The following is a 13,172-nucleotide window of genomic DNA, read 5'->3' as shown; positions in this document are numbered from 1 at the left end:
TCCCTACCTCAAAATAGAATTTAGAAGAATGAGGCAGAATAAGTCCGAATTAAAAATGTCGAAAAAGATTTCTATACTATATCCATATCAAGTTTAACTTAGCTGATACTCATCATTGAGCCCCACGTTCTAATCTGTTAGAATTCATCATATGGGGACACAGGAATCATCAGATAAATCATCATCAAAATTTAATAAGCAGAATTTGCTGCTGATAATAACTGTGCTCTTTACCCTTGCAACACTTGTGGTGGGAGCACTTGTTTTTCGCTTTTATATGGCAGATTTCAGGAAGGCATCGGACGTAACGCAATATGATAAATATTACGTAATGATAACCGATAATTACAAGTCTGACTTCTGGCAATCGATATATAAAGGCGCTTTTGATGCTGCTCAAAAAGAGAATATCTACGTGGATCTCCTTGGGCAGAATCTTGCAGGAGATTACAGCTGTGAGCAGCTTATGAAAATAGCCATAGCTTCAAATGTAGATGGAATAATAGTTTTTGCAAATGAGTCAGATGAAATGACACAGCTCATAAATGATGCAGATGGGAAGGGAATCCCGGTTGTAACACTTTACGGAGACAGCACTCATTCCAAGAGGCTGAGTTTTATTGGCGTGGGAAGCTATAATATCGGAAGAGAATACGGCAGGCAGATCTTCAATATTATCAAGGAAAAGAGAAGAGAAGATTTTATAGAGTCTGCAAAAATGGGACACCGCAAGACTATGCAGATAGCAGTTCTTGTCAATACAGATGCCCAGGACAGTGGACAGAATATTATAATATCGGGACTTCAGGAGACTCTGGATCAGGAAAATGCGACAAATTCAGAGTTTGCAATATCAATAGTACCTGTAGATAATAAGAATCCATTTTCTGTTGAAGAGTCCATAAGAGATATTTTCCTCAAGAAAAGCATTCCGGATGTAATCGTATGTTTAAATGAGCTGAATACTGTCTGTGCATACCAGGCGGTTGTTGATTTTAATAAAGTTGGCGATGTGAATATTCTCGGATACTACAACTCTGAATCCATTGTCAGCGCGATTGAGAAAAATATCGTATATGCCACAATTTCCATAGATACACCTCAGATGGGAGAATATTGCATAGAAGCGTTATCGGACTACTACGAATTTGGAAATACAAGTGAATATTTCACCGCAGATGTTACGCTAATCAACAAGAATAATGTGTCAGATTATTTAGAATCGGAGGAGAATGATGAATAAATTTTTTAATCTTCCCCTTCAAAAAAAGGTAGTCGGAATATATCTGGCTGCAAATATGATAATCTTCATAGTTAATGTATTTCTCATCCTGGGCATTAATAAAATGGCCATAGATATGGAATTGGTATACCAGGACAATAGGCAGTTGAACGAACTGACTGACTCTCTGACAGAGGTTCAGGATAATATGACTGTGTACCTTAGTTCGAAGACGACGGATTCCCTGGAAAACTACTATAAAAGCGCGCAAACCTTGCAGATGCTTTCCGATGAGCTAGGAGATGAGGTAACTGATCTTGCCTTTAGCAGGATGAGGAGAAATATAAAAAACATGACCGGGCAGTATCTGGAGGAAGTATCTTTGACTGTCGAGGCAAAACGAGGAAGAAACGTAGAGAAATACAGAAACTATTACGAGAGTGCAACAGAATTGTATGAATATATAAATGCCTATATTTCGAGACTTAACAATGAGCAGTTTATCAGCAATTCTGAGAGATATACAGAGCTTGCCACAGCCTTTAGAACCTTTGAAAGTATAAGCGTAATGGTTCTAACGCTGGTCATGACCGGAAACATCATCAGTATCATCACAATAGTAGGCATGATGATCGAGCCTCTTAAGAAGCTTGCGGTTTCAGCCAATGAGATAGCGGAAGGAAATTTTGATACAAATATACCTCAGACAAAATATCATGATGAGATAGGTATAGTCATCGGTGCCTTTAACAAGATGATAATAAGCATCAAGGAGTATATTATCAGACAGCGTGAGAGTATGGAAAAGGAACGCCTTATGCAGGAAAAAGAGCTTACAATGGAGGCACATCTTAAGGATGCTCAGCTCAAGTACCTTCAGGCACAGATAAATCCGCACTTTTTGTTTAATACACTAAATGCGGGAGCTCAGCTGGCAATGATGGAATCTGCGGATAGAACTTATGAATATGTCCAGACTGTGGCAGATTTTTTCAGATATAATGTTAAAAACCATGACACAGAGGTCACTATTGGGGAAGAAATGACGTTGGTGGACAATTACATAAGGATATTGAATGTAAGATTTTCAGGGGATATCAAGTATCACAAGCAGATTGATGAGAGGCTTTTGAAAATACCAATGCCTAACATGATTCTGCAACCTGTGGTGGAAAATGCAGTAAATCACGGAATAAGGGAAATGGGAGATAAGGGAACCATTACTCTTAAGATTTACAGGGAAGACAGCGATGCCTGCATCAGTGTCAGTGATAACGGGAAAGGTATTGAGCAGGAGGATATAGAGAAAATTCTTGTAGGAAACTGGAGTAAAAAGGAAGGTCAGTACGACAATAACGGTATCGGAATGGACAATGTAATATCAAGGCTAAGGATATTTACCGGAAAAGAAGATGCCGTGACAATAAAAAGCGAAGGTATAGACAAGGGGTGCGAAGTTATAATAAGACTTCCGCTTCCCAATGTTGAAAACGAATAAACTTTATGTTCTGATGAGCCTAAATAAAAAAGATGCTCATATTTAAGAATTCAAAAATGAGCTCAAATAAAAAGATGCTCATATTTAAGAATTCAAAAATGAGCTCAAATAAAAAAATGCTCATATTTAAGAATTCAAAAATGAGCCAAATAAAAATGCTCGTAATTTAAGAATTAAAATTTGGGATTCAAGAATAAAGCTTATAAAAAGAAATAAAGGGTATAGGATTGGGGTAATATGTACAGAATAATGCTTGCAGACGATGAGGGTATCGTCATTGACTCGATGAAATTCATAATAGAGAAGGAGTTTGGGAATCAGTGCGATGTTGAGTTTGCCAAGACAGGGAGAAATGTCATAGAGCTGGCAGAGCGCTTCAGACCGGATATTGCAGTGATGGATATTCACATGCCGGGTATAAATGGTATTGAAGCCATGAAGGAAATTAAGAAGTTTTCCGCAAACACTATTTTCATAGTTATGACTGCCTATGATAAATTCGACTACGCAAAAGAGGCCATAAAGCTCGGGGTTCTTGACTATATAAATAAGCCTGTCGATAAAATGAAGATCATTGAAGTCCTGAAAAAGGCCATGGCGCAGATAGATAGAGAGCGGGAAAAGCGAAGCAGCGACCTTTTAATCAGAGAAAAGCTTGAAACTGTCGAGCCTATTATTGAAAACGGACTTATCTACGATATTCTTTTGCAGGAGCATTTTGAGGAGGATATAGATAACTACAAAACAATTCTTGGAATTAAAGAGGATTATGGATACATGATGGCAATAGTCAGCGGTGATGCTCAGGAGGGCAATCACATGACTAATGCCATCGGAAGCTCTGTTAAAGTTTCCGGAAAATATCAGGAAATACGAGAGTGTGTAAAGGAATTTTTTGACTGTAAGATCGGAAACGTTATGGCAAATAAGATAGCGGTTCTGGTTCCGACATCAGAGCATAAAATGGATTATGCCACCAGATCGGAAGTAGTCGATAGGGCAAGGGAGCTTGCAAGGTACTTAAGGAAAAGAACTGATATTAAATTCCGAATCGGAGTGGGCAAGATCAAACCACTTCTGGAGCTTGGGGATTCCTATCATGAAGCATTAAATGCACTGATTGCGACCACCGGAACGGTTGCGCATGTTGAGGATCTTCCTATTAACTGCGATTATGATGAGGGATATCCAATCGATTTGGAAAAACCCTTGTTTGATGCGGTTTCAAAGGGTGATATCGATGAAGCCATAGCCATAGCGGAGAAATACGCTGACTGGATGACTCAGGTTAGCAGCAACGGTGACATAATGGCGATGCGCCTTAAGGTGCTGGAATTTTCCCTTTATGCGGAACACCTTATGTATTTAAACGGCGGGCAGACATATCATTACTCAGGAAGAAATCACTATCTTCCTGAAATAATGGCGCTTGAGACGGCAGATGAGCTCAAGGAATGGTTTATGAAAAAAATCTCGGATGCCTGCAGAAATGTTTTCATAAAACGTGCGGAAAAATCCACTGACGCCATCAAGACTGCAAAGAAATACATAGAAGAGAACTACTCCAGGGATATCTCACTGGATGATGTATCAAGAGTTGTTAATATATCGCCATATTATTTCAGCAAGATTTTTAAAGATGAGAGTGGATCCAATTTTATAGAATATCTCACCAGTGTCAGGATTGAAAAAGCAAAGGATCTTTTGCTTAATTCTGATAAATCAATGAAAGAGATATGTCTTATGTGCGGCTATGCAGATCCTAACTACTTTAGCCGAAGCTTCAAGAAAAACGTAGGACTTACGCCAACAGAATATAAGGATAGGAAGACTGTGAACAGATGAAAATACTAGCTAAACGAATAATGCAGGCTCTTATAATTATACTTGTACTTTGTATTTTTCCCGTTGGATGCGGAAGTGAAGAGACTTTGCAGGGAACTCAGGGAAAGGATGAGGAAAAGAAGATACAGATAGGTGTGACCTTTGATTCTTTTGTCATTGAGAGATGGCAGAGAGACAGGGATGTGTTTGTCTCCATGGCTAAAGAGCTTGGAGCAGATGTAAATATTCAAAATGCAAATGGAGATGTTGCAGAGCAAAAAAAGCAGATAGAATATTTTATTAAAAAGAAAATGGATGTAATAGTGATCGTCTGTATTGACTCTCAGGCTTTAAAGACAAATATCAAAAAGGCAAAGGATGCAGGTGTAAAAGTCATAGCATATGACAGACTGATAAGCGATTCAGATGTGGATCTCTATATATCCTTTGATAATGAGAAGGTCGGAGAGCTTATGGGACAGGCTCTGGTGGACAATGGACTTGTGGGCGGAAAAGTAACAATGATAAATGGTTCTCCCAAGGACAATAATGTACCAATGGTCTGCGACGGCTTCAAATCCGTTATGGAAGAAAATGGAAACGAAATAGTGGATTCGTATTATTGTGATGGCTGGAAAGCGGAGCTTGCAGGCGAATACATGTATAAAAACATGGATGTGGTTTCGGAATGTGATGCGATCATGTGCGGCAATGATGATCTTGCAAGCAGGGTTGTTACAGCACTTTCCGAGAAGCGCCTGGCTGGAAAGATTATGGTGGTGGGACAGGATGCAGATCTTGAGGCGTGCCAGAGAATAGTTGAAGGCACACAGCTTATGACAGTTTATAAGCCTATTGAAAAACTTGCCCAGAGAGCTGCTGAATGCGCAGTAAATCTTGCGAAGGAAGAACAGATCGGAACTGGAGAAAATGATCTCTCGACCATATCTGATGGAACCTATAGTATTCCCTACTTAAAGATCGATCCCGTCAGTGTGACCAAGGAAAACATGGATGAAGTCATAATAAACAGTGGCTTCCACTTAAAAGAGGATGTATATCTGAATGTTCCCTCACAAATAGAGGAATAAAAAGTGCTATAGCCTAATGACTTTCTTAATGATTTTCTTGGCATCAGAAAATTATTACTATTGTAATTAGCAGATATACCCGGTGTTTTATTACTATCGTAAATGGCAGATATATCTGAGGTTTACAATAAATAGCACATTTTTATACCACAAATACCCTTATGGCAAAAAAATGCTATAAGGGTATTTTTTTACAAACTTTAATTATAAAAATTTGAAGAACTTCATAAATTATTACTAATATTTTTATGTTAAAGTCTAAGCTGTAAACGACGGGGGTTACACCCGATAACAATTTCTCACTAGGGAGGGAAACAAAATGAAGAGAAAATTAGTTAGTACTTTTCTGACAGTAGCGATGGCTGCATCATTGCTTGTTGGATGTGGTGGCGGAAATACATCTGCTCCTGCTTCAACTGACACAGAGACAAAGACAGAGGCAACAACTGATACATCAACAGAAGCTGAGGCTACAGAAACCACAGCATCCGGCGGCGGTAAGGTTGGTGTTGCGATGCCTACAAAGGACCTTCAGAGATGGAACCAGGACGGTGAGAACATGCAGAAGCTGCTTCAGGAAGCCGGCTATGAGGTTGACCTTCAGTATGCATCAAACGACATAGCTACACAGGTTTCTCAGATTGAGAACATGATCAGCTCAGGCGCACAGGTTCTTGTTATCGCATCTATCGATGGTGATTCTCTTGGAACAGTTCTTGAGCAGGCTAAGGAACAGAACGTTAAGGTTATTGCTTATGACCGTCTTATCATGAATTCAGACGCAGTAAGCTATTATGCTACATTCGATAACTACATGGTAGGAACAAAGCAGGGCGAGTACATCAGAGATCAGCTTGATCTTGATAACGCTGCAGGTCCTTTCAACATGGAAATCTTCACTGGTGATCCCGGTGACAACAACGCAAGATTCTTCTACGGCGGTGCAATTGACGTACTTAAAAAGTACATCGACGAAGGCAAGATTGTTGTTAAGTCCGGACAGGTTGACTTCGATAACGTAGCAACAGCTAACTGGGCAACAGAGACAGCGCAGTCAAGAATGGATGCTATCATTTCTGCTAACTATGCTGATGGAACAAAGCTTGATGCAGTTCTTTGCTCAAACGACTCTACAGCACTTGGTGTTACAAACTCACTTGAAGCTAACTACACAGGCGATTGGCCGATCATCACAGGTCAGGACTGTGACGTAGCAAACGTTAAGAACATGATCGCAGGCAAGCAGTCAATGTCTATCTTCAAGGATACACGTACACTTGCAGCTAAGACAGTTGAGATGGTTGACGCTATCATGAAGGGCACAGAAGCTCCTGTAAACGATACAGAGACATATGACAATGGCACAGGAATTATTCCTTCATACCTTTGCGAGCCCGTATTTGCAGACGTTAACAACTACAAGGAACTTCTTATCGACTCTGGTTACTACACAGAGGATCAGCTTCAGTAATACTAATTAAATGTATTCTCATGAGGCGGGTTATTTAACCCGCCTCTAACCACGAAAAAATATATTTGGGTATCTTAATAATGGAAAAGCATAATAGGAAAAGGAGGGGTTAACTTGGCGAAGATATTACTTGAGATGAAAAGTATCACCAAAATTTTCCCCGGTGTGAAAGCCCTGGATAATGTAAATCTCCAGGTTGAAGAAGGCGAAATTCACGCACTGGTAGGTGAAAATGGAGCAGGTAAATCCACACTGATGAATGTACTAAGCGGAGTTTATCCGTATGGAACCTACACAGGCGATATTATATATGACGGCAAAGTGTGTGAGTTCAATGATATTAAGGATAGCGAAGGAAAAGGAATCGTTATCATTCATCAGGAGCTTGCACTTATTCCATATATGACAATTGCAGAGAATATGTTCCTTGGAAATGAAAGAGGAACAAAGTTCAGAATCAACTGGAATGAGACCAGTGATCTGGCACGTGAATATCTTGATATTGTCGGATTAAAGGACAGTACGGAAACTCTTATCAAGGATATCGGTGTTGGTAAGCAGCAGCTGGTAGAGATAGCAAAGGCACTTTCAAAGAATGCGAGACTTCTCATACTTGATGAGCCCACATCATCGCTTAATGAAACTGATTCAAAAGCATTGCTGGATCTTTTGTTGAAGCTTAAGAAAGAGCGTGGACTTACATCTATCATTATTTCTCATAAGTTGAACGAGATTTCTTATGTTGCAGATAAGATAACGGTTATCCGAGATGGTTCAACAATTGAGACCATGACAAAAGGTATTGATGATTTCTCAGAATCAAGAATAATCAAGGGAATGGTTGGCCGTGAGCTTTCAGACCGTTTCCCCAAGAGAGAACACAATATCGGCGAAGTAATGATGGAGGTAAAGAATTGGAATGTTTACCATCCATTATATAAGGATAGAAAAGTCGTAAAGGATGTCAACATCAACGTTAGAAAAGGTGAGGTTGTTGGTATCTCAGGACTTATGGGAGCGGGAAGAACAGAACTTGCCATGAGTATTTTCGGAAAGAGCTATGGCGAAAACATTTCAGGTCAGCTCTTTATAAATGGAGAAGAGGTTAATCTTAAGAACGTACAGAGCGCCATAAAGCATGGACTTGCTTATGTAACAGAGGATAGAAAGGGTAATGGTCTTATCCTTTCCAATCCCATAAAGATCAATACAACTCTTGCCAATTTGGAAGAGGTAAGCCACAGAAAAGTAATAAACAAGGATAAAGAGTATCAGGTAGCTGTGGATTATAAGAAAAAGCTCAACACTAAAGCTCCTACAGTTGAGCAGAATGTCGGAAATCTTTCCGGTGGTAACCAGCAGAAGGTACTGCTTGCAAAGTGGATGTTCGCAGACCCGGAAATTCTGATACTTGATGAGCCTACAAGAGGTATTGACGTAGGTGCTAAATACGAGATTTATTGCATTATTAACCAGCTGGTATCTGAGGGTAAATCAGTGATCATGATTTCCTCTGAGTTGCCTGAGATTCTTGGAATGTGCGACAGAATTTATGTCATGAACGAAGGCAGAATGGTCGGGGAACTTGATGGTAAAGATGCAACTCAGGAAAAAATTATGACTTATATCTTACAGTCAGCCGGAAATAAGGAGGTTAAACATGAGTAAGAATCAGATACTTGGCTTTTTAAAGAAAAACACCATGATAATTGTACTTATCATAGTTGTTGCTTTCTTTTCTTGGAGAACAGGCGGAGCTATCCTTCTGCCGATGAATGTTAGTAACTTGATTTCACAGAACGCTTACGTGTTTGTTCTTGCAACAGGTATGCTGCTTTGTATATTGACCGGTGGTAACATCGATCTTTCGGTTGGTTCAGTTGTCTGCTTCGTAGGTGCTGTCGGAGCGATTTTGATGGTCAACTTAAATGTACCGATCTGGATCGCAATAATCGTAATGATCATCATCGGAACAGCAATCGGTGCATTCCAGGGATTCTGGATCGCATTCGTAAGAATTCCTCCTTTCATCGTAACACTGGCAGGAATGCTTGTTTTCAGAGGACTTTCAAACGTAGTACTTAACGGTCTTACAGTTTCAATCAAGGATAAGACATTCTTCGTAAACCTCTTTGGTGGTGGTGCTGACTGTTATGTTAAAGATTTCATTGGTAACGGAACACTTAACCTTACCTGCTTCTTTGCAGGTCTTGTTGCAACTGCTCTTTTCATTATGATTCAGGTTAGCAATCGTATGAAGAGAACAAGAAAGAACTATGAGGTTGAGATGTTTGGTGCATTTATTGCAAAGCTTGTTGCAATCTCAGCAGTTATTGTTATCTTTTCCTACAAGCTTGCTCAGCACAAGGGTATTCCTACAGTACTTATCTGGGTTCTTGTTGTAGTTCTTGTATATGGCTACATCACAAGCAACACAACAGTAGGTCGTTATTTCTACGCAGTTGGTGGAAATGAAAAGGCTACAAAGCTTTCAGGTATCAACACAAACAAGGTTTACTTCCTTGCTTATACAAATATGGGATTCCTTGCAGCCCTTGCAGGAATGATCACAATCGCAAGACTTACATCTGCACAGCCCACATATGGACAGAACTACGAGATGGACGCTATCGGTTCCTGCTTTATCGGTGGAGCTTCTGCCTACGGCGGAATCGGAACTGTTCCCGGAGTTATCGTTGGTGCGGTTCTTATGGGTGTTATCAACCTTGGTATGTCACTTATGGGTGTCGATGCAAACATGCAGAAGGTGGTAAAGGGTATCGTTCTTCTGGCAGCAGTTATCTTTGATGTTGTTTCCAAGCGCGGCGGAAAGATGATTGTAAAGAACTGATATTAATTAGAAGATAGTGCTAAAGGTTCATTACACGATTATGCCTGTAAATTTGCATTATAATATGGTTTAATTGCAGAAAGCTGTTACATACGGATAGGTGTAACAGCTTTCTTTATTTTCTTTTTACTATTCCGAATATTGTTATGTGGTAGAATAAACATAGATTTCTTATGTGCAAGTAATGAATCCCTGAATTATTGGATTTATAGTTAAATCAGGAGGCAGGCTAATGAATCCGGAAAAATCTACCTATGAGAAATACAAAATAATAGCTCAGTCAGTAGAGAACCCTTGTGCCATTATCTCAGTAACCAGAAATGACGATGGTGAACTTGAAGAGATCAGACTTTTTGCTACTAATGAAAAGTTCAGTATGACAGGTGAAGACGTGGAGGGAGAACTCTATACAAAGTACATCCCTAAAGAACCTGAGTTTGAAGACATGTGCTACAGGGTAGCTTTCAAAGGAGAGAAATATCATACCTATGTGAATACTACAAAGATGCTTGGAGCATGGTCAGATAATCTTCTTTTGCCTTTAAAGCCTGAGGAAGATGGCAAAACCGGATATTGCCAGTTTATATATGAGCTTACAAAGGAGATGGATGCCGGCAAATTTTCAACAATTTCGCCAACTATAGCCGGATTTGTTATAAAGAGCTGCCTTGAACTTAGAAATGACAATGATTTTAAGACAAATCTAAAGCAGGTAATTGACAGCATCAGGGAGTATACAAGAGCGTCCTCTGCCTGTGTAATTTCTATAAATCCTGATAAGGAAGAGGCTGAAATAATCAGTCAAAGCAGTAATAATGATATTTTTGCAGCAGGTCACTTTGCTATGACAGTACCATACAGTATAGCTGATAAATGGGCAGAGCTTATAGGTGAGAGTGACTGCTTTATTATGAGGAATAAGGATGAGTTTGAGAGAATAGAAGAGACTATGCCGGAGTGGGCCAATAAGCTAAGGCTTGAGAATACCACCAGCCTTTGTCTTATGCCTTTATTACAGAGAAAGAGGGTTTTGGGTTATATTTTATTATCTGATTTCAATGTGGATAATGCCCTTACAATTAAAGAAACTTTGGAAATACTTTCACTTTTCCTGTCCTCCGAAATGGCAAATAATCAATTCATAAACCGTCTGGAATGGCTCACAAGTGTGGATATGAGAACGGGTGTAAGAAACCGTGCCGCCATGAACAGAGTGGTTGATGAATATGCAGAGCAGCTAAAGTGGGTAAAGAGTCCCTTCGGTGTGGCATTTTTCAAGATGAACGGACTTAAGGCTCTGAATGATAATCACGGCCATGACGCCGGGAACAAAGCTCTTGAGGAAGCAGGAGAGATTTTACTTGATGTTTTTGATGAAACAGAAGTGTTCAGATCAGGCGGTGAAGAATTTGCAGTTATATGTGAAAATGCCTGTGAGAAGGATTTTATAGAAAAGATAGAGAAGGTCAGAGAAAGGGGAAGTAATCCAGAAGGAGTTTATTTTGCGATAGGCTATTCCTTTGATAACACTGAAGGAGACTTAAGGAAAGCTCTCAGACTGGCAAATAAACAGACACTTGAGGAAAAAGAAGCATTCTTTGAAAAGTATCCTGAAAAAAGAAGAGGTTGAATATTTTATGACGCACCGGGCATTCAAGCCCGGTGTTTTTTGTTCAATAGGAAATTCCTTCGGTTTTCCTATTGAATAAAAAGCGCTCCGCTATGGATGCGACTGGTGCGCAGATGAATTTTGCAAGCTAAAGCTTGCGCGCACCAGCGCGCAAAGAGTCGCGAGCGACTCTTTGTTCAGCAAAAGTACTTAAAGGGTTTCTTTACAAGCTTTTGCCTGGCTAAGCACTATATATAAAAATTCCTCTGTAAATAAGGAAAAATATTTGATTTTCACTAATTTGCATAGAATTTTCAAGAACGAGAGAAGAATTCTCTATGTTTTATGAAAACTTGTACTGATAAAATATCAACTGTAAACAAAAACATGTGCATTTTGACGAATGGATGCACAAATGTATAGGAGGACACAATAATTATGAAAAAGAAAATAGTAAGTCTTTTGACAGTGGCAACACTTTCAATGTCAATGCTTGCAGGTTGCTCATCAGCATCAAACACAGCTGACAACGCAGCAAGTACAGCTTCATCAGCTGCAGAGGAAGTAGCTGATACAGCAGAAGAAGTTGCTGATGCAGTTGAGGAAACAGCAGAAGAGGTTGTAAACGCAGCAAGCGGCGACCTGGCAGACAAGAAGGTTGGTGTATGTATTTATCAGTTCTCTGATAACTTCATGACACTTTTCAGAAACGAACTTCAGAGCTACCTCGTAGCACAGGGCTTTACAGCTGACAACATCACAATCGTTGATGGTGCTAACGATCAGGCAACTCAGACAAACCAGATTCAGAACTTTATCACAAGTGGTGTTGACGTACTTATCATCAACCCTGTTAACTCTTCATCAGCTGCAACAATTACAGACCTTGTAGTTGGCGCTAACATCCCGCTCGTTTATATCAACCGTGAGCCCGATGCAGACGAAGAGCAGAGATGGGAAGATAACAACTGGAACGTATGCTATGTAGGATGTGATGCTCGTCAGTCCGGTACATACCAGGGTGAGATCATCGTTGATCTTGGTCTTGACACAGTTGATCTTAACAAGGATGGCAAGGTTCAGTACATCATGATCGAAGGTGACCCGGAGAACGTAGATGCTCAGTATCGTACAGAGTTCTCAATCAAGGCTCTTGAGGATGCAGGCCTTGAAGTTGAGTGCCTTGATGACGAGGTAGGTAACTGGGATCAGGCTACAGCTCAGCAGCTTGTTGCTAACGCACTTTCAGCTCATCCTGAGACAGAAGTTGTATTCTGCAACAACGATGCTATGGCACTTGGTGCTCTTCAGTCAATCCAGGCTGCTAACAGAACAGTTGGTTCTGACATCTATCTTGTAGGTGTTGATGCTCTTTCAGAGGCACTTGAGGATGTTATCGCAGGAACAATGACAGGTACAGTATTCAACGATCACTTCTCACAGTCACACAGCGCAGCAGATGCAGCTATCAACTACCTTACAGGTGGTACAAATGATCGTTACATCGGATGTGACTATGTAAAGGTTACTGCTGACAACGCTCAGGAGATTCTTGACGCTGTTAAGTAATCACTTAGCGAGGTATTTTTAAGCGAATACAACTACT

At 40.1% G+C, this 13,172-nt stretch carries 9 protein-coding genes; all 9 read left to right on the top strand.

Features of this window, described 5'->3' with window-relative positions; translation table 11 throughout:
• The first annotated feature begins 151 nt into the window (after positions 1-151).
• The 9 genes from T501_RS08410 (at position 152) to T501_RS08370 (ending at position 13,135) form a co-directional block, all read left to right on the top strand.
• Complete coding sequence (locus tag T501_RS08410; RefSeq protein ID WP_044914285.1) at positions 152-1,243, top strand: substrate-binding domain-containing protein; 1,092 nt, start codon at positions 152-154, stop codon at positions 1,241-1,243.
• Complete coding sequence (locus tag T501_RS08405) at positions 1,233-2,720, top strand: histidine kinase (protein ID WP_044914284.1); 1,488 nt, start codon at positions 1,233-1,235, stop codon at positions 2,718-2,720. Before T501_RS08410 ends, T501_RS08405 begins: the two co-directional genes overlap by 11 nt.
• 237 nt (positions 2,721-2,957) lie before the next feature.
• Positions 2,958-4,565 (top strand): helix-turn-helix domain-containing protein, encoded by a 1,608-nt coding sequence (locus T501_RS08400; protein WP_044914283.1) that lies wholly within the window; start codon positions 2,958-2,960, stop codon positions 4,563-4,565.
• Positions 4,562-5,635: a sugar ABC transporter substrate-binding protein gene (locus tag T501_RS08395; RefSeq protein ID WP_026510130.1), complete on the top strand. Its 1,074-nt coding sequence runs from the start codon at positions 4,562-4,564 to the stop codon at positions 5,633-5,635. Before T501_RS08400 ends, T501_RS08395 begins: the two co-directional genes overlap by 4 nt.
• A 319-nt stretch (positions 5,636-5,954) precedes the next feature.
• On the top strand, positions 5,955-7,106 hold the full coding sequence (gene chvE / locus T501_RS08390) for a multiple monosaccharide ABC transporter substrate-binding protein (protein ID WP_026510131.1): 1,152 nt from the start codon (positions 5,955-5,957) through the stop codon (positions 7,104-7,106).
• Between the two features lie 114 nt (positions 7,107-7,220).
• The gene (gene mmsA / locus T501_RS08385; protein WP_044914282.1) at positions 7,221-8,774 is read left to right on the top strand and encodes a multiple monosaccharide ABC transporter ATP-binding protein; all 1,554 of its coding nucleotides are present in this window, start codon (positions 7,221-7,223) and stop codon (positions 8,772-8,774) included.
• A complete protein-coding gene (gene mmsB, locus T501_RS08380; protein ID WP_044914281.1) occupies positions 8,767-9,957 on the top strand; it encodes a multiple monosaccharide ABC transporter permease in 1,191 nt (396 codons plus the stop codon). Before mmsA ends, mmsB begins: the two co-directional genes overlap by 8 nt.
• 232 nt (positions 9,958-10,189) lie before the next feature.
• Complete coding sequence (locus T501_RS08375; RefSeq protein WP_044914280.1) at positions 10,190-11,587, top strand: GGDEF domain-containing protein; 1,398 nt, start codon at positions 10,190-10,192, stop codon at positions 11,585-11,587.
• 417 nt (positions 11,588-12,004) lie between these two features.
• Positions 12,005-13,135, top strand: a complete 1,131-nt coding sequence (locus T501_RS08370) for a galactose ABC transporter substrate-binding protein (RefSeq protein ID WP_026510135.1) — start codon at positions 12,005-12,007, stop codon at positions 13,133-13,135.
• Positions 13,136-13,172: the final 37 nt, after the last annotated feature.

It is taken from the genome of Butyrivibrio sp. WCE2006 (assembly GCF_000701985.1).
Lineage (GTDB): Bacteria > Bacillota > Clostridia > Lachnospirales > Lachnospiraceae > Butyrivibrio.
This window is presented reverse-complemented; position numbering and strand designations above follow the sequence as displayed.